This is a genomic window from Cupriavidus sp. FW305-3-2-15-C-LB2 (assembly GCF_058787575.1).
In genome coordinates, this window is the sequence record NZ_JBYSZW010000051.1 from 22596 (window position 1) to 40681 (window position 18086).

Sequence of the window (18086 nt, forward strand, 5' to 3'; positions counted from 1 at the left end):
GAAGCGAAATAGTTTGCCTCCGATTCTGATGCCCAACAATAAAGTGCTTCACTCAACACTATTCGCCGTCGGCGACCTACAGGGTTGCGCAGCCTCGCTGGACACCCTGCTGGGCGAATTTCCGGCACAGCCAGCCCTCCGCTTCGTCGGCGACCTGGTCAACCGCGGCCCAGCCTCCCTCCAAACCCTCCGCGCCATCCGCGCTATGGGCAGCCGCGCCGAAACCGTCCTCGGCAACCACGACATCCACCTCCTCGCCGTCGCCGCCGGCGTCCGCAAAAAAGGCAAATCCGACACCCTGGACGACATCCTCACCGCCCCCGACTGTGAGGACTTGCTAAGCTGGCTCCGCCACCGCCCCCTGGCCCTGCTGGAAAACAACTTCCTCCTGGTCCACGCCGGCGTCCTCCCCCAATGGACCGCTGCCCAAGTCATCGACCTCGCCCGCGAAGTCGAAGACCAACTCCAAGGCCCCAACTGGCAAGGCTTCCTCGCCGACATCTTCGGCAACGCCGCCGACCGCTGGCACGACGGCCTGCGCGGCATCGAACGCCACCGCGTGGTGGTCAATGCCCTCACCCGGCTGCGCTACTGCACTGTCGATGGCGTGATGGACTTCAAGACCAAGGAAGGCCTGGGCAAGGCGCCGGACGGGTTCATGCCGTGGTTCGACGTGCCAGGGCGGCGTACCGAGGATGTGACGGTGGTATGCGGCCATTGGTCGACGCTGGGCCTGGTCATGCGGCCGAATCTGATGGCGCTGGATACTGGCTGCGTCTGGGGTGGCAAGCTGACGGCGGCCCGGTTGGCACAGGATCCTGCCGAACGGACCGTCGTTCAGGTTGATTGCCCGCAATATTGTGACCCGCTGGCCTGACTGGCAATCCCGCGTTGGCGGGGACGACAGGACGGCTAGCTGATGGCAGCGGAGTTCGGCTGGGGCACGCCGCCGGGCTCGACGGGGTGGTTCAGCCGTCGGGCCGCTGCGGCGGCGTGTTCCGGCGCGCCCTGGCTGAGGTGGGCGACCACCTCCCTGGCGGAGGTCGCAAGCTCGCGGCGGTCGCCCGAGGCCGGCACCAGCGCAGGCCCGATTACCAGCCTGGCCTTGATCCTGGGTGCGCGCAAGACCGCTTCCAGTGACTGCAGCAATGTGGTCTCGCCGATGTAGGCGGCGGCAAGCGTTGGTTGACCCGTAGCGGCATCGAGGTAGTTCAGTCCCAGGGGCTGCACGGGCAACCCGCCAGAAATCGGCGCCTGCATCAGGTTGGCGTGGAATGGCAGCACCTCGGTGCCGTCGGTCGTGGTGCCTTCCGGGAACACGCCGACGAGGTCGCCCTGCAGCATCACGTCGGTGATGTCGTGCAGCACGCGGTGGGCGTCACGCTTGCGCGCCCGTTCGATGAAGATCGTTCCCGTCTTCCCGCACAGCCAGCCGATCAGCGGCCAGCTGCGTATCTCCGATTTGGCGACGAAGCGCACCGGCTGCCAGCTGTGGATGACGTAGATGTCCAGCCACGAAATATGGTTGGAAACCACCATCGCACCCTGGCGGCCGGCGCCGTGCGGCGCTGCGCCGGTGGCGTCCACCACCTCGACCTCCACCCCGCAAATCCGCAGCAACCGCCGCGACCAGCGGCGGATATGCCACTCGCGCGTGCGCACGCCCAGCCACGGGAACAGCAAGGCGCAGGTCACCAGCCCGCGCAGCAGGTGCAGCACCAGCGCGGTCTTGCGCAGCCAGATCATGCGTGGGCGTGGTTTCCGTAGACGACTTGCCCGCCGACCAGAGTCATGCGGACCTTGCCTTCCATCTCGTAGCCGAGCCACGGCGAGTTCTTGCCCTGGCTCTTGATGGAGCGGCGGTCGACCTTCCAGACCTGCCTGGGGTCGAACACGCATACGTCTGCGGCGCTGCCGACGGCCAGGGTGCCGGCCTTCAGGCCGATCACGCGGGCGGGCTCGGCGGTGATGCGGCCCAGTGCCAGGGCCAGCGGAACCTTGTGCTCGGCGGCCCAGCGCAGGGTCAGCGGCAGCAGCAGTTCCAGGCCGGTTGCGCCCGGCGATGCCTCGGCGAACGGCAGCAGCTTCTCGTCGTCGTCGACCGGGGTGTGATCGGAGCACAGGGCGTCGATGGTGCCGTCGGCCAGCGCGGCGACGATGGCGTCGCGGTCGCGCGGGCTGCGCAGCGGCGGCGAGAAGCGCATCTGCGAGTTGAAGTAGCCGATATCCATGTCGGTCAGCGAGACATGGTGGATGTTGACGTCGCAGGTCACGGCCAGGCCTTCGCGCTTGGCCTGGCGCACCAGTTCCAGCCCGGCGGCTGACGACAGCCGGCACAGGTGCACGCGCGCGCCGGTGCTGCGCATCAGTTCGAAGATGGTGTGCAGGCGCACGGTTTCGGCGATCACTGACACGCCGGACAGGCCCAGGCGCGACGCCACCGCGCCGCTGGCGGCGACGCCGCCGCCCAGGAACGGGTCTTCCGGGCGCAGCCAGACGGTGAAGCCGAAGGTCTTGGCGTATTGCAGCGCGCGCAGCAGCACCTGGGTGTTGTGCACCGGGGCCTCGGCCTGGCTGAAGCCGACGCAGCCGGCCTCGGTCAGCTGGCTCATCTCGGTCAGGGTCTCGCCTTTCAGGCCCAGCGTCAGCGCGCCCAGCGGGTACACGTGGGTCTGGTTCAGGGTGCGGGCGCGGAATTTCAGCATTTCGACCAGGCCGGGCTCATCGAGCACCGGATCGGTATCGGGCGGGCAGACCAGGCTGGTCACGCCGCCGGCGGTGGCGGCGGCCACTTCGGATTCGAGCGTGGCCTTGTATTCGTAGCCGGGCTCGCGCAGGCGCGCGGACAGGTCGACCAGGCCGGGGCACACGATCAGGCCGCTGGCATCGATGGTCTTGTTGGCGGTGAAGTCCGCCGGGGCGCTGCCCACGCCGACGATCTTGCCGGCGGCGATGTAGAGGTCCTGCGCGGCGTCGGTGTTGCTGGCCGGATCGATCAGGCGGCCGCCCTTGATGTGAATCTTCATAGCTTGGCTTGTCGTGTCGCTTGGCTGGTTCAGTGTGTTCTGGCTCGTGTCGCTCGACTGCATCATTCGTCGCTATTTCCCGCCACGATGCCCATCACCGCCATGCGCACGGCGATGCCGAAGGTCACCTGGTTCAGGATCACGGACTGCGGCCCGTCGGCCACGGCGGAGTCGATCTCGACGCCGCGGTTCATGGGGCCCGGGTGCATCACAATGGCGTCGCGATTGGCCAGTGCCAGGCGCTCCGGCGTGAGGCCGTAGGCCTTGAAGTATTCCTGCGCCGACGGCAGCAGCGCGCCGCTCATGCGCTCGTTCTGCAGCCGCAGCATGATGACCACGTCCACGCCCTTCAGGCCCTCTTCCATGTCGTGGAAGACGCGCACGCCCATCTGCTCCAGCCCCGACGGCAGCAGCGTGCGCGGGCCGATGGCGCGCACTTCGGGCACGCCCAGCGTGGTCAGCGCGTGGATGTCGGAGCGTGCCACGCGCGAGTGCAGGATGTCGCCGACGATGGCCACCGTCAGGTTGGTGAAGTCCTTCTTGAAATGCCGAATCGTATACATATCCAGCAGGCCTTGCGTCGGGTGCGCGTGGCGGCCATCGCCGGCATTGATCACGTGCACGTGCGGCGCGACGTGCTCGGCGATCAGGTAAGGTGCGCCCGAGCTGGCATGTCGCACCACGAACATGTCGGCTGACATCGCCGACAGGTTGTTGATGGTGTCCAGCAGCGACTCGCCCTTGCTGGTCGACGAGGCGTTGATGTTCAGGTTCAGCACGTCCGCCGACAGCCGCTTGGCGGCGATCTCGAAGGTGGTGCGGGTGCGGGTGGAGTTCTCGAAGAACAGGTTGAACACGCTCTTGCCGCGCAGCAGCGGCACCTTCTTGACATCGCGGTCTGAGTCGGACAGCGATACGAACTGGCTGGCGGTGTCGAGGATGTGCGTGATCATGTCACGCGACAACCCCTCGATCGACAACAGGTGCTTCAGTTCGCCGTTCTTGGTGAGCTGCGGGTTGCGGAACGTCTTGGTCATGGCTGGTCGGGCGCGGGCAAAAAACGGAGGTGGTCTGGTCTCGGAGCTGGGGGTCAGGCGCGCACGGGCGCGCCTGGGGCATGCGGGCCGGTTCAGCCGGTGGCGGAATCGGTAGGTTCGGTCGCAAACGCGAATTGTGCGCCGGCGCCCTCGCCCTGGCGCGACAGCACCAGCGTGGTGCCGGGCGGCAGCGCCATCTCGGCGGCAGTCAGGTCGGCGGCAATCGGCAGCTGGCGCCCGCCGCGGTCGACCAGCACGCCCAGCGCCACGCGCGCGGGGCGGCCGTAGTCGAACAGCTCGTTGACGGCGGCACGGATGGTGCGGCCGGTGGCCAGCACATCATCGATCAGCAGGATGTTGCGGTCATCCACCGAAAACGGCAGCGTGGTCGGCTGGGCCTGGCTGTGCAGGCCCTTCTTGGCATAGTCGTCGCGATGGAAGGCAACGTTGATCACGCCATGCTCGGGCAGCTTCAGGTCAGCGGCCAGCCGCGCGGCGATCCACGCGCCGCCTGAGTAGATGCCGGCCACCGACCAGCGCGCGCGCTCGGCCTCGGGGATCAACGCCTGGGCCTGGTCCAGCAGCTTGCGGTACAGCGACTCGGCGTCGGGAACGGAAATCTGCGTCATAGCGGGAATTGGTCGAAGTACTGTTGCAGGATGATGCGGGCGGCCTCGGCATCGAGCTCGCCGCGGCGGGCGCCGGCCATCGACGCGGCGCGCGAGGTATAGCGCTCGTCCACCCACTCTACCGGCAGGCCGAAGCGGCCGTTGAGCTGGTTGCCGAAGCGCCGCGCCAGCTTCATCGAGGGCTGCTCGCCGCCTTCGGGGTTGACCGGCATGCCGACGATCAGCTGCACCGGGTTCCACTCCTGGATGAGCGCCGCCACGGCCTCGAAGCGGCCTTCCACGGTGATATTGGGGAGGATGGTCAGCGCACGCGCCTCGCGCGTGATGAAGTTGCCCAGCGCGACGCCGATCTTTTTTTCGCCGTAGTCGAATGCCAGGACCGTGCCGTCGCGGGGCAGTTCACGCCCCACGGCATCATGCATGCCCGGCCTCGCCGGACAGCATGGTGAAGTCGATGCCCAGCAGCCGGATGGCGGCGGCGAAGCGATCGTCGGGCGGCACGCTGAAGATGATCTCGGGGTCGGCCTGGACCGTCAGCCAGCCGTTGCGGCTGAGCTCTTCCTCCAGCTGGCCGGCGCCCCAGCCGGAGTAACCCAGCGTCAGCAGGAAGCGGTGCGGGCCGCTGCCGTTGGCCACGGCCTCGAGCACGTCCTTGGAGGTGGTCATCTCCAGCCCGCCGGGCACGGCCAGCGACGACACATAGACGCCCACCGGGTCATGCAGCACAAAGCCGCGCTCGGTCTGCACGGGGCCGCCGAAGTAGACCGGCTGGTGCGCGACTGGCTGGATTTCAAGCTTGAGGTCGATCTTGTCGAACAGCGTGGCCATGTCGATGTCGATGGGCCGGTTGATCACCAGCCCGAGCGCGCCACGCTCATTGTGTTCGCAGATGTAGACGACGGAACCCGAAAAGGTCGGATCAGCCATGCCAGGCATGGCAATCAGGAACTGATTGGTCAGATTGATAGGTGCTTCGGGCTTCGCCATGCCTTGCATTTTATCAAATCGCCGGGGGTCTTCCGGAAAAGATTGGCGGACGCTGCAGTGCAGCAATGAGCGCCCGGCCACGGTCTGGGGTTGCAGTTTGGCTCAATCCTTGCGGGTCAGTGCGGCCAGCTCCTGCGCCGTCAGCCAGCGCCACTCGCCTTCGGCCAGGGCCGGATCGAGCCGCAGGCCGCCAATGGCGCTGCGATGCAGCGCGCTGACATGGTTGCCGGCCGCCGCCACCATGCGCTTGACCTGATGGTACTTGCCTTGCACCAGGGTCAGCCGCAGGCTGCGTTCGCCGGTGATCTCGCACGCTTCCGCAGCGATCGGCGCCGGTTCGTCGAGCAGTTGCACGCCACTGCACAGCGCTTCGGCCTGCTCCGGCGTGACCGGCTCGGCAGTCGTCACTTCATAGATCTTGGGCACCTTGCGCTTGGGCGAGGTCTGGGCGTGGATGAACTGGCCATCATCGGTCAGCAGCAGCAGCCCGGTGGTGTCGTGGTCCAGCCGCCCCACGGCCTGCACCTCGCGCTGGCGCAGCGGCACCGGCAGCAGGTTGTAGACGCTGGGATGATGGCGCGGGCGCTGCGAGCATTCGTAGCCGGTGGGCTTGTTCAGCATCAGGTAGGCCTTGGTGCAGGCCAGCCATTCCTCGCCGTCGACGGTGAGCCGCAGGCCGTCGACTTCAAACTGCGCGCGCGGGTCTTCGCACAGTTCGCCGTTGACCTCGACCAGCCCGGCGGCGATCAGGTCGCCGCAGTACCGGCGCGTGCCAAAGCCCTGGGATTGGAGGATGCGGTCGAGAGTCATGGAATGGATGGTGGTAGGGATGGATGGTGACGCGGCTGCTGGGTGGCAAGCCGGATTGCTGCCGCAGTTTGCCTGCGGTCGGTGCGCCCCACTCCCGCTTGCGGGAGAGAGGGAGCACACAATCGGTTAGTTTACGCGCAGCCTGAAATCCTCAGGCCGCCAGCATCGCGCTCTCGCGATAGTGCCGCTGCGCGTCGTCGAAGCGCTCGGTTTCCTCAAAAAGCCGCGCCAGCGCCAGGTGCGTGCGCACGCGCAGGCGGCGCTGCTGGTCGGGCTCGGCATATTTCAGCGCGCGCTCGAAGCTGGACTGGGCCTTGCCCCACAGCTTCTCACCCAGGCACAGCACGCCCAGCGTGTAGTAGAGATCGGCGTCGGCGGGATGCGCGGCCAGCCATTTCTCGGCCTGCTGGATCTGCGGCAGCGCGTGGCCTGGCACGGCGCAATCGGCATAGCGCAGCACCAGGCGGCTGTCCCAGTTGACCTTGAGCGCGTCTTCGATGATGCGGCGGGCTTCGTTCTGCCGGCCCAGCGCCGCGAAGTAACGCGCCGCGGGTTCGGCGATGCGGGTGGCGCGGCGCTCGTCGGCGGACAATGAGCGCCAGAACTCGGTCAGCGCGTCGGCGTCGTGGCGGCGTTCCTCCAGCATGGCTTCGACGGCCATCTGCTTGAGCCGCAGCGCCAGCACCGGATGCAGCGCGTTGCGCTTTTCCAGCGAGCGCGCCAGACGCAGCACCTCGGTCCAGTTCTTCAGGTGCTGGTGCGCGCGCAACGCGATGCGCTGCACGTGGATCTGGCGCGCGCCCTGCGACTGCAGCTGGGCGATGGTCTCCAGCGCGCCGTCGGCATCGCGGGCATCGACCAGCAACTCGGCCATCGACACCAGCCGCGCCTGCTCGCGCTCGGGGTCGGTGACCTGCGCCATCCAGGCGTCGCGCCGCTCGGTTTCCTGCATCCGGTGCGCGGCGCGGGCGCCGATCAGCGCGGCGGTCTGGGCCTGGTCGTCCCAGGACTGCGCCTCGCGCGCGGCGCGCTCGGCGCGGGCGAAGCGGCCGGCAAACAGGTTTTCGATCGACTCGCGCAGCGCCGCCTGTGCCTTGCTCATGCGGCTGCGCTCGCGGTAGGCGGCGGCGCGGCGCGGCATGTCGGCCAGATGGCGGACGGTGGACATCACCGTCCAAACCACGAAGAACAGCAACAGCAGCAAGGCCAGCGCCAGGTTCAGCGACAGCTCGACGCGATACGGCGGATAGAACAGCACCACATTGCTGTGGTTGAACTGCGTGAACAGGGCCAGCCCGACGGCGCCGCCAAACAGGACCGCAACCCAGAACAGAAGGCGCATGGGCTTACTCCTTCTTCAGGGCATGCAGCGCGCCCAGGCTTTCGGACATGGTGGGCAGCTGCACCGTGACCGCGCCGGCCTGCGCCTGCCGCAGCAGCGTCAGCACCCCCTGCACCCGGCGCGACTTGGTATCGAAATAGCGGCTGATCATCGCCTGCGCGGCGGCCAGGTCGTTGCGGAACACGGGTTCGTTGCGCGACAGCAATGCCAGGCGCGCGTTGAGCAGGCGCAGCTTGACGTTCTCGCGCAGGAACCAGCCCTGGTCGCCAGACAGCAGCAGCGCCTCGGCGTCGTCGACCTTGCGGATGCGGACCACCTGCGCCAGTTCTTCGCGCAGGTAATCCCACAGGCGCGTGAACCAGCCCGGGCCCGCGCCGTTGGCGGCGGCCGGCGCGCTGGCACCGTTGGCCGCGGCACCCTTGCGGGCGTCGGCCTCGCTGCGCTCCAGCATGCGTTCGCTGGACAGCAGCGGCAGTGAGTCGACCTGGTTGATGGCCTCGTCCAGTTTAATTGCAGCGCCGGTCAGGTCGGTGTCGGGCACCGCCTTCATGCGCGCGACGTCGCGCGCGATCGCGCGGCGCAGCAGGTTGTATTGCGGCTTGTCGGCGCGCGCCAGGCGCGCGTCGGCGCTTTGCAGCGCGGCCAGCGCCACCTGCACGTTGCCGGTCAGCTGCAGTTGCTGGCCGGCACTGGTCAGCAACTGCTGGATCTCGGCGATTTCCCAGTCGTCGCGGTTGCGCATCAGGTCCTGGTAGACCTGTTCCAGCGCCACCTGCTTGTCGCGGGTCTCTCCGACCTGGTTCTCCAGTGCACCGACCTTGGCCTGCAGTTCCTTGACCGTGTCCTGCGCGTTGCGGGTCAGCACGCGCGACTCCTGCACCAGCGCATCGTTGCTTTGCTGGCGGCGCGCCAGCTCGCCGGTCAGGTGGTCAACGCGCTGCTGCAGCCACCAGAAGCCGCCAGCCGTCGCCACCACCAGCACGGCGACGAGCGCCCACAACGCAGCGGACCGCCGTGAGGCTGCACTGGGAGCAGCGGGGGTAGCGGGGCCCGGCGCGGACGCTGCTTGCGCCGATGCTGCGGAGGCCGCCGTGGGCGGCGGCGTAGCGGAGGAGGACGTGGTTTCTTGCGTCACGCGTTCGACCTTCGTTGACGTTGCGGGAACTGCTGCGTCCGGCACGGGGGCCGGCGGCGCTTCGGCTGTGGCGCTGGGCGGGCCGGCTTCGATAGACGCGCTGGCCATGCTTGCCGGCGCGGGACCGGCATGGGCATCGGCCCACTGCAGGCACGCCGCCAGCAGGCCGGCATCGCCCGGGGCGGCGCGCAGGATATGGGGGAAGCCCAGCGCCAGCGCCTGTTCGGCGATTCTCGCATGCGGCGCGATGCACTGCACCTGCCGCAGGGCAGCGTCTTCCTCAGGCGACAGATGCTGGCGTGCCAGCGCGTCAAGGTTGCGCACCGCTTCAGAACTGGTTAGGAGCCACGCATGCGGCGCCGCGCCGGGACGCAGGTTGTCGCGCACGGCCTGCCACTGCATGGCGCTGGGTTCGGGCAGCGTGCGCTGGTAGGCCTCGACGGCCTCGACCTGGGCGCCGGCCTCGCGCAGGCGGTCGCCCAGCCAGTCGCGCCCGCCGTTGCCGCGGATGATCAGGACCGGCTTGCCCGCCAGCGCGGCGGGATCGAGCCGGGCCCACAGGGCCTCGGAGTCGAAGCGCAGCGCTTCGGCCTCCGGTGCGGCGTCATCGGGGCCCTGCCCGTTTGCGGCAGCGCCCGCGGGCGCGATCACCCGGCACGCGGGCGGCGCGATGCCGCGCTCGGCCAGGGCCGCGACGCTGGCCGGCCCGACCACCGCCACCGGCACCTGCGCCGGCCATTGGGCCACGCCCTGCACGCCGGCCAGTGCGTCGAGCGCGTAGGCAATGGCATTGGGACTGACAAAGACCACCAGCGCAAAGGTGTTCAGCCGCGCCAGCGCCGCGCGCAGCGGCGCGTCGTCAACGGCCGGGCCGATGCCCAGCAAGGGAAAGCTGAGTACGTCCAGGCCCGCGGCCTGCAGCGCCTCGGTCAGTTGCCGGGACTGCCCGGCGGGTCGTGTGACAACGACGGTCGGGCTGGGCATGGGGCAGCCTCAGGCAGGAGCTTGGGAGCCGGCGGGATCGCCAGAATCGGCCAGTGCCGCGAGGATGGCTTCGGCACCCTGCGCCAGCAGGTCGCGCGCGCAGGCCTGGCCAAGCGCTTCGGCAGCAGCCAGGTCAACTGCCGGCCCGGACGCGGCAGCGCGGATGGCGCGCGTGCCATCGGGCAAGGCGACAAAGGCGTCCAGCTTCAGCTGATCGCCTTCCCAGCGCGCATGGGCGGCCAGCGGCACCTGGCACGAGCCGCCCAGCATGCGCGACACGGCGCGCTCGGCGCTCACGGCCAGCGCCGTCGGCTGGTGGTTCAGGGGCGCCAGCCATTGCGCAAGTTCAGGCCGGTTGGCCAGGATCTCGATGCCGAGGGCGCCCTGGCCTGCGGCCGGCAGCGACACCTCGATCGGGATCAGCGCGCGGATGCGCTCGCCCAGGCCCAGGCGCTTGAGGCCGGCGGCGGCCAGGATGATGGCGCCGTATTCGCCGCGATCGAGCTTGCCCAGCCGCGTGTCCAGATTGCCGCGCAGCGGCTTGATCACCAGTTGCGGATAGCGGCTGCGCAGCGCGGCCTCACGGCGCAGGCTGGAGGTGCCGACCACGGTGCCGGCCGGCATCTCGTCCAGCGAGGCGTAGGCGGAAGACACCAGCGCGTCGCGCGGATCCTCGCGTTCCATCACCGCGGCCAGGGCGAAGCCTTCGGGCAACTCCATCGGCACATCCTTGAGCGAGTGCACCGCCAGGTCCGCCCGGCCTTCGTCCATCGCGAACTCCAGTTCTTTGACAAACAGACCCTTGCCGCCGACTTTGGACAGCGTACGGTCTAGAATCTGGTCTCCGCGCGTGGTCATGCCAAGAATGGACACGTCGCACGCGGGATAGTATTGTTGCAATGCAGCACGCACATGTTCTGCCTGCCACAGGGCCAGACGGCTCTCTCGGGAGGCAATGACGAGCTTTTGCGGAAGATTGCGAGACACGACAGCGGTAGAGGAAGACAGGGTGGCAGACGACATGCGTCAATGGTAGCACGCGACCCAATAGTCCCTCCGCACCAATAGATAAGCTAGAAGCAGAACGAGGAGATTGCATGACGCAGCATGCTGCGCGCCCCAACGGCCGGCGGACCGCCCCGGCTGCGAAAGACCAAAGCCCTGCCCTCGGCGCCGGCCAGGGTGACGCAAACGGCGCATCCGCCGCCGAACCGAAACGCCCCGCCAGCCGCAGCGGGACCAAACGTTCCCCCAAGCCCAAGCTTTCCATCGTGTCGAGCAACGGAACCACCATCGCCCCCACCGCCCGCCGCACCGCCGACAAGGACGTGCCGCTGCGCGAGGACATCCGCTTCCTGGGCCGCCTGCTGGGCGAATGCCTGCGTGAACAGGAAGGCGACGCCGCCTTCGAGGTGGTCGAGACCATCCGCCAGACCGCGGTGCGCTTCCGCCGCGAGAACGACCGCGCCGCCGGCGCCGAGCTGGACCGCCTGCTCAAGCGCCTGTCGCGCGACCAGACCAACCAGGTCGTGCGCGCGTTCAGCTATTTCTCGCACCTGGCCAATATCGCCGAGGACCAGCACCACAACCGCCGCCGCCGCGTGCACGCGCTGGCCGGCTCGCCGCCGCAGGCGGGCAGCCTGGCCCACGCGCTGGAGGCGATCGACGCCGCCGGCGTGACCGGCAAGCAGCTGCGCAAGTTCCTGGACGAGGCCCTGATCGTGCCGGTGCTGACCGCGCACCCGACCGAAGTCCAGCGCAAGAGTATTCTCGACGCCGAGCGCGAGATCGCCCGCCTGCTGGCCGAGCGCGACCTGCCGATGACCGCGCGCGAGCGCGACCACAACACCGCGCAGCTGCGCGCCAAGGTCACCACGCTGTGGCAGACCCGCATGCTGCGCGATTCGCGCCTGACGGTGGCCGACGAGATCGAAAACGCCCTGTCCTACTACCGCACCTGTTTCCTGCGCGGCATCCCGCAGTTGATGAGCGAGCTGGAAGAAGACATCGCCGCGGTGTTCCCGACCACGCGCAAGCGCAAGGGCACTCCGGGCGCGCAGCCGGCGCCGCTGGCGCCGTTCCTGCAGATGGGCTCCTGGATCGGCGGCGACCGCGACGGCAACCCCAACGTCACCGCCGAGACGCTGGAGCATGCCGCCAGCCAGCAGGGGCAGATGATCATCGACTGGTACCTGGATGAAGTCCATGCGCTGGGCGCGGAGCTGTCGATGTCGACGCTGATGGTCGACGCCAGCCCGGAACTGCTGGCGCTGGCCGAGCGCTCGCCCGACCACTCCGAGCATCGCGCCGACGAACCCTACCGCCGCGCGCTGATCGGCATCTACGCGCGCCTGGCCGCAACCAGCAAGGCGCTGACCGGCCATGCCGTGCCGCGCCGCCCGGTGGCGCCGGCCGAGCCCTATGACAGCGCCGAGGCCTTTGCCGCCGACGTGCAGGTGGTGGTCGACTCGCTGCGCGCCAACCATGGCCAGGCGCTGGCCAATGGCCGTATCGAAGCGCTGGCGCGCGCCATCGGCGTGTTCGGTTTCCACCTGGCATCGGTCGACATGCGCCAGGTCTCGGACGTGCATGAGGCGGTCATCGCCGAGCTGTTCGCCGCCGCCGGCATCGCCCCCGACTACGCCGCCCTGCCCGAGGCGCGCAAGCTGGAACTGTTGCTGGCCGAACTGCGCCAGCCGCGCCTGCTGACGCTGCCGTGGCATGAGTATTCCGAGCAGACCCGCAAGGAACTGGCGATCTTCGCCGCCGCGCGCGAGCTGCGCGCGCGCTATGGCAAGCGCATTGCGCGCAACTACATCATCTCGCACACCGAGACGCTGTCGGACCTGGTCGAAGTGATGCTGCTGCAGAAGGAATCCGGCATGCTGCAGGGCACGCTGGGCAGCAAGACCGACCCGGCGCGCATGGAGCTGATGGTGATCCCGCTGTTCGAGACCATCGAGGACTTGCGCAACGCCGCCGGCATCATGCAGTCGCTGCTGGACCTGCCGGGCTTCGACTCGGTGATCGCGCACCATGGCGTCGAGCAGGAAGTGATGCTTGGCTACTCGGACTCGAACAAGGACGGCGGCTTCCTGACTTCCACCTGGGAGCTGTACAAGGCCGAGCTGGAGCTGGTGCAGCTGTTCGAGCAGCGTCAGGTCAAGCTGCGCCTGTTCCACGGCCGCGGCGGCACCGTCGGCCGCGGCGGCGGCCCGACCTACCAGGCCATCCTGTCGCAGCCGCCGGGCACGGTGAACGGCCAGATCCGTCTGACCGAGCAGGGCGAGATCATCAACAGCAAGTTCGCCAACGCCGAGATCGGCCGGCGCAACCTGGAAACGGTGGTCGCCGCCACGCTGGAAGCCTCGCTGTTGCCGCAGCAGAACGCACCCAAGGACCTCGACATGTTCGAGGCCGTGATGCAGCAGCTGTCGGACCGAGCCTTCACCGCCTACCGCGACCTGGTCTACGAGACCCCGGGCTTCAAGGACTACTTCTTCGCCACCACGCCGATCACCGAGATCGCCGACCTGAACCTGGGTTCGCGCCCGGCCTCGCGCAAGCTGATGGACAAGAAGAACCGCCGCATCGAAGACCTGCGGGCGATTCCGTGGGGCTTCTCGTGGGGCCAGTGCCGGCTGCTGCTGCCGGGCTGGTACGGCTTCGGCAGCGCGGTCAAGTCGCTGCTGGACACCGCGCCGGACGACAAGGCGCGCAAGCTGGCCGTGACCACGCTGCGCCGCATGGTCAAGACCTGGCCGTTCTTCTCGACGCTGCTGTCCAACATGGACATGGTGCTGGCCAAGACCGACCTGGCCGTGGCCTCGCGCTACGCCCAGCTGTGCGATGACGCGGCCCTGCGCCGCACCGTGTTCAACCGCATCAGCAAGGAATGGCACCTGACCTGCGAGATGCTGACGCTGGTCACCGGCCACCAGGAACGGCTGGCGGACAACCCGCTGCTGGCGCGCTCGATCAAGAACCGCTTTGCCTACCTCGACCCGCTGAACCACTTGCAGGTTGAGTTGCTGAAACGCTACCGCTCGGGCAAGGATGGCGACGACATCCGGGTGCGGCGCGGCATCCACCTGACCATCAACGGGGTCGCGGCGGGCCTGCGCAATACGGGCTGATTGGCGTCAGAGTGCTGCCGGTTTGCGCCCCTCTCCCGCGTGCGGGAGAGGGCCGCGTCCACATCGGGCGGCAGCTATTTCAAATGGCGCCAGTCTGACCCCTCACCCCACAAACGCCCCCGGCACCGGATCCTCACCCAGCGCGTGCAGCAGCACCGCCCAGTGCATCGCCTCGTCCCCGAGGATGCTGCCGGCGGCGCGGGTCAGTTCGCGGTTGTGGAAGTTCGGCAGCACGCCCAGGTAGGCGGCGGTGGCGCCCTTCTCCAGCCCCGCGGCAAAGCGCAGCACATCGGCCTGGGTCTTCAGCTTGTCAGTCGGGAAGGTGTATTCCGACGCCTTCTTCGCCACCACCGGGGTGCCGCCCAGCTTTGACACCGTCCCGGCCAGCACCTGCGCGTGCGCCTTGTGGTGGTCCTGGAACTTGACCGCGGTGGCAAGCACCGGCTTTTGCAGCAGGCCGCTTTCCGCGCCCACCTGGTAGGCCGCGATCGCCTGGTATTCCAGTCCCAGCGCAGTGTTCAGGATATTGATGTCGTCCCTGGTGCTGCCCGACTGGGTCTGCGCCCAGGCCGGCATGGACTCGCCAAGGCTGATGACGGCGAGCGAGCCCAGCGCGAACAGCCCCGGCGCCTTGAGCAGCCCGCGGCGGCGCGCATCGGGCGCGGTCACAATGCGGTCAAGGGAATCGGTCGGATCTGTCGTGACCGCAGTGGTGCGCATGCGTTCCATGATGTTCTCCTGTGTGGGATCAACGGCGCCGCGGCCCGCAGCCCGGGGCCGCCATCGTGCGCCTGCCACCTGATACGCACGCCGGGGCCAATCGGATGCAAGGTCGTGCCTATAATCCGGCAACACCCTTTCGCGAGACGCCCCGGTGCCCCCCTCTCCGGTGTCCCCTTCCGCCGAAACCTACGCCGCGCCGCCCGGCGCCGAGCGGCTTGCGGCCCTGCTCCAGGCCGTGGCCATCGGCGAGCGGCAGGCGCTGCGCGGCCTCTATGACCTCACCGCGACGAAACTGTTTGGCCTTGCGCTGCGTATCACTGGCAGGCGCGATTGGGCGGAGGATGTCGTGCAGGAAAGCTTTGTCAGCATCTGGCACCACGCCGGCGACTACCGGCCGCACCTGGCCGCGCCGATGACCTGGATGACCGCGATCGTGCGCAACCGCGCGCTGGACTGCCTGCGCCGGGCAAGCGCGGCACGCGTCGGGCAGACGGTCGAGCTTGACAAAGACCTGGGCGAGTGGCTGGCCGACGACACCGCCGGGCCCGCGGAACTGGCCGATGCCAGCCAGCAGGCACGCGCGCTCAACCGCTGCCTGCAGCGCCTGGAGCAGCCGCAGCGCCAGGCCATCATGCTGGCCTACCTGCAGGACCTGAGCCACGCCGAGCTGGCCGCCCGCCTGCGCGCGCCGCTGGGGACGGTCAAGTCCTGGATCCGGCGCGGCCTGGAGCGGCTGCGCAGCTGCATGGAGGGCGCGGCATGAAGCTGGCCAGCCATCCCGACCTGCTCGACCGCATCGCCGCGCAGTACGCGCTGGGGGTGCTGCGCGGCGGCGCACGCCGACGCCTGGAACAACTCGCGCGCGAAGAGCCCGCGGTGCGCGCCGCGATCCACCGCTGGCAGGCGCGGCTGGCGGGCGTGGCCGAGTTGCAGGCGGCCGCCGAGCCGGTCGACAAGGTCTGGTGCGGGATCGAGGATCGCCTCGGCTGGAAAATGGCAGATCCGGCCAGTCAGCCGGACCGCCCGGCGCCTGACACCCGCCCTGCGGACGGCTGGTGGCAGCGCCTGTGGTCAGCCCCGGTGTTCTGGCGCGGCGCCGCGGCGGCAATGGCCATGGTGGCGGTGCTGGCCGTCGGCATCGGCATCCAGCTGGCCCGGCAGGATCAGGCGGCGCCGGCCGAGGTCCTCGCCGTGCTGAACGACGACCGTGCCCAGCCTGCGATGCTGGTGTCGTGGGACGCCGGCGCACGCAGCCTGATCGTGCGCCGCCTGGATCACCTGGCCCTGAGCGACCAGCAGGTACTGCAGTTGTGGGCACTGCCTGCGGGCGGCAAGCCGCAGTCGCTCGGCGTGATCGGGCGGGCACCCGAAGCCCGGCTGGCGCTGGCGCAACTGCCCGCGGCGGTGCCCGCGCTGGCGGTCAGCATCGAGCCGCCGGGCGGCTCGCCCAACGCCGATGGGCCAAGCGGCCCGGTGGTGTTCAAGGGGCCTGTGATCCACAGCCGGCTCTGATGATCGGCGCTGCCGGGCCGGCCAGCGCCACCCAGTGCCGCCAGCGGGCCGGCGGGCGATATAATCGCCGTTTCCCAATTTCTCGCGCCCGCCGCCGTCCGCACGCCGGCGCGAGCCACTGCAGCCGACGTCCATGTCCACCTCCCAACTTGCCAAGAAAGGCGAAGCCTGGTCCGCCCGCTTCTCCGAACCGATGTCCGACCTGGTGAAGCGCTACACCGCCTCGGTGTTCTTCGACAAGCGCCTGGCCCTGTTCGACATCCAGGGCTCGCTGGCCCACGCGGCCATGCTGGCAAAGCAGGGCATCATCGCCGAGGCCGACCGCGCCGAGATCGAGCGCGGCATGGCGCAGATCAAGGCCGAGATCGAGGCCGGCGGCTTCGAGTGGAAGCTGGACCTGGAAGACGTCCACCTGAACATCGAGGCGCGCCTGACCGCGCTGGTGGGCGATGCCGGCAAGCGCCTGCACACCGGCCGCTCGCGCAATGACCAGGTCGCCACCGACATCCGCCTGTGGCTGCGCAGCGAGATCGACAACATCATGGTGCTGCTGGGCGCGCTGCGCGCCGCGCTGCTGGACCTGGCCGAACAGAACGCCGACACCATCCTGCCCGGCTTCACCCACCTGCAGGTGGCGCAGCCGGTGACCTTCGGCCACCACCTGCTGGCCTACAACGAGATGTTCACGCGCGATGCCGAGCGCATGGCCGACTGCCGCAAGCGCGTCAACCGCCTGCCGCTGGGCGCGGCCGCGCTGGCCGGCACCAGCTACCCGATCGACCGCGAGTTCGTGGCGCAGCAGCTGGGCTTCGACGGCGTGTGCCGCAACTCGCTGGACGCCGTGTCGGACCGCGACTTCGCCATCGAATTCTGCGCCGCCGCCGCGCTGGTGATGACCCACGTGTCGCGCTTCTCGGAAGAGCTGGTGCTGTGGATGAGCCCGCGCGTGGGCTTTATCGACATCGCCGACCGTTTCTGCACCGGCAGCTCGATCATGCCGCAGAAGAAGAACCCCGACGTGCCCGAACTGGCGCGCGGCAAGACCGGCCGCGTCAACGGCCACCTGATCGGCCTGCTGACGCTGATGAAGGGCCAGCCGCTGGCGTACAACAAGGACAACCAGGAAGACAAGGAGCCGCTGTTCGACACCGTCGACACCATCGTGGACACGCTGCGCATCTTTGCCGACATGGTGCCGGGCATCACCGTCAAGCCGGAAGCGATGCGCGCCGCCGCGCTGCAGGGCTACGCCACCGCCACCGACCTGGCCGACTACCTGGTCAAGAAGGGCCTGCCCTTCCGCGACGCGCACGAGGCCGTGGCCCACGCGGTGCGCGCCTGCGACAGCCGCCAGTGCGACCTGGCCGACCTGAGCGTGGCCGAGCTGCGCGAAGTCTCGGGCCTGGGCGACAAGGCCGCGCTGATCGGCGACGACGTGCACGCGGTGCTGACGCTGGAAGGCTCGGTCGCCGCGCGCGACCATATCGGCGGCACGGCGCCGGCGCAGGTGCGCGCCGCCATCGCCGAGGCACGCAAGACGCTGAACGGCTGACCCCCGCTTCAGGGGTAACCCGCCGGCCATGAACGGGAGCAACAAGCTCCCGTTCTGATTTTCTGTGTGCAAACGCACCTATTAGCTATGGTTTATGGCAAGTAGCGGTCATTCTCCGCCGGTAAACATTCGGCCTTGAAATATCCGAATCCCATCGAAAACCGCACCTAATTGGTGCGGAAATCGGTGCAAATGTGATGCACTGGGGATTCA

The 18086-nt window shown here is 68.7% G+C and carries 16 protein-coding genes; 5 read left to right on the forward strand and 11 right to left on the reverse strand.

From position 1 onward, the window contains the following. Positions 1-28: 28 nt before the first annotated feature. The gene (locus tag AC3WRR_RS28380) at positions 29-877 is read left to right on the forward strand and encodes a symmetrical bis(5'-nucleosyl)-tetraphosphatase (protein ID WP_492298723.1); all 849 of its coding nucleotides are present in this window, start codon (positions 29-31) and stop codon (positions 875-877) included. A 35-nt stretch (positions 878-912) separates the two neighbouring features. On the opposite strand, the gene AC3WRR_RS28385 is transcribed toward AC3WRR_RS28380, so the two are convergent. The 10 genes from AC3WRR_RS28385 to hemC form a co-directional block, all read right to left on the reverse strand. After that, positions 913-1746, reverse strand: a complete 834-nt coding sequence (locus AC3WRR_RS28385; protein ID WP_492298725.1) for a lysophospholipid acyltransferase family protein — start codon at positions 1744-1746, stop codon at positions 913-915. Continuing rightward, positions 1743-3026: a dihydroorotase gene (locus AC3WRR_RS28390; protein WP_010813824.1), complete on the reverse strand. Its 1284-nt coding sequence runs from the start codon at positions 3024-3026 to the stop codon at positions 1743-1745. Before AC3WRR_RS28390 ends, AC3WRR_RS28385 begins: the two co-directional genes overlap by 4 nt. Before the next feature lie 62 nt (positions 3027-3088). Next, positions 3089-4063 carry an aspartate carbamoyltransferase catalytic subunit gene (locus tag AC3WRR_RS28395; protein ID WP_010813825.1) on the reverse strand — a complete coding sequence of 325 codons (975 nt, stop codon included), beginning with the start codon at positions 4061-4063 and terminating at the stop codon, positions 3089-3091. A 92-nt stretch (positions 4064-4155) separates the two neighbouring features. Beyond that, a complete protein-coding gene (gene pyrR / locus AC3WRR_RS28400; protein ID WP_010813826.1) occupies positions 4156-4692 on the reverse strand; it encodes a bifunctional pyr operon transcriptional regulator/uracil phosphoribosyltransferase PyrR in 537 nt (178 codons plus the stop codon). Then, positions 4689-5114, reverse strand: a complete 426-nt coding sequence (ruvX, locus tag AC3WRR_RS28405; RefSeq protein ID WP_492292724.1) for a Holliday junction resolvase RuvX — start codon at positions 5112-5114, stop codon at positions 4689-4691. Before ruvX ends, pyrR begins: the two co-directional genes overlap by 4 nt. Beyond that, positions 5107-5679: a YqgE/AlgH family protein gene (locus tag AC3WRR_RS28410; protein ID WP_010813828.1), complete on the reverse strand. Its 573-nt coding sequence runs from the start codon at positions 5677-5679 to the stop codon at positions 5107-5109. Before AC3WRR_RS28410 ends, ruvX begins: the two co-directional genes overlap by 8 nt. A gap of 102 nt (positions 5680-5781) precedes the next feature. Beyond that, on the reverse strand, positions 5782-6489 hold the full coding sequence (locus AC3WRR_RS28415) for a pseudouridine synthase (RefSeq protein ID WP_010813829.1): 708 nt from the start codon (positions 6487-6489) through the stop codon (positions 5782-5784). Between the two features lie 151 nt (positions 6490-6640). Further along, positions 6641-7831 (reverse strand): heme biosynthesis protein HemY, encoded by a 1191-nt coding sequence (locus AC3WRR_RS28420; protein ID WP_010813830.1) that lies wholly within the window; start codon positions 7829-7831, stop codon positions 6641-6643. Between the two features lie 4 nt (positions 7832-7835). After that, on the reverse strand, positions 7836-9950 hold the full coding sequence (hemDX, locus tag AC3WRR_RS28425) for a fused uroporphyrinogen-III synthase HemD/membrane protein HemX (RefSeq protein ID WP_010813831.1): 2115 nt from the start codon (positions 9948-9950) through the stop codon (positions 7836-7838). 9 nt (positions 9951-9959) lie between these two features. Then, positions 9960-10973 carry a hydroxymethylbilane synthase gene (gene hemC / locus AC3WRR_RS28430; RefSeq protein WP_454751228.1) on the reverse strand — a complete coding sequence of 338 codons (1014 nt, stop codon included), beginning with the start codon at positions 10971-10973 and terminating at the stop codon, positions 9960-9962. 74 nt (positions 10974-11047) lie between these two features. On the opposite strand from hemC, the gene ppc reads away from it, so the two are divergent. Further along, on the forward strand, positions 11048-14086 hold the full coding sequence (gene ppc / locus AC3WRR_RS28435; RefSeq protein ID WP_454751229.1) for a phosphoenolpyruvate carboxylase: 3039 nt from the start codon (positions 11048-11050) through the stop codon (positions 14084-14086). 102 nt (positions 14087-14188) lie between these two features. On the opposite strand, the gene AC3WRR_RS28440 is transcribed toward ppc, so the two are convergent. Next, positions 14189-14815, reverse strand: coding sequence for a ferritin-like domain-containing protein (locus AC3WRR_RS28440; protein WP_010813834.1), 627 nt, complete (start codon positions 14813-14815; stop codon positions 14189-14191). Between the two features lie 160 nt (positions 14816-14975). On the opposite strand from AC3WRR_RS28440, the gene AC3WRR_RS28445 reads away from it, so the two are divergent. The 3 genes from AC3WRR_RS28445 to argH all read left to right on the forward strand — a co-directional run bounded on the left by AC3WRR_RS28445 (position 14976) and on the right by argH (position 17873). Next, entirely contained in the window at positions 14976-15572 is a 597-nt protein-coding gene (locus AC3WRR_RS28445) for a sigma-70 family RNA polymerase sigma factor (RefSeq protein ID WP_454751230.1), read from the forward strand. Further along, the gene (locus tag AC3WRR_RS28450) at positions 15569-16321 is read left to right on the forward strand and encodes an anti-sigma factor (RefSeq protein WP_010813836.1); all 753 of its coding nucleotides are present in this window, start codon (positions 15569-15571) and stop codon (positions 16319-16321) included. Before AC3WRR_RS28445 ends, AC3WRR_RS28450 begins: the two co-directional genes overlap by 4 nt. Before the next feature lie 133 nt (positions 16322-16454). Continuing rightward, on the forward strand, positions 16455-17873 hold the full coding sequence (gene argH / locus AC3WRR_RS28455) for an argininosuccinate lyase (protein WP_058696732.1): 1419 nt from the start codon (positions 16455-16457) through the stop codon (positions 17871-17873). The last annotated feature ends 213 nt before the right edge of the window (positions 17874-18086 follow it).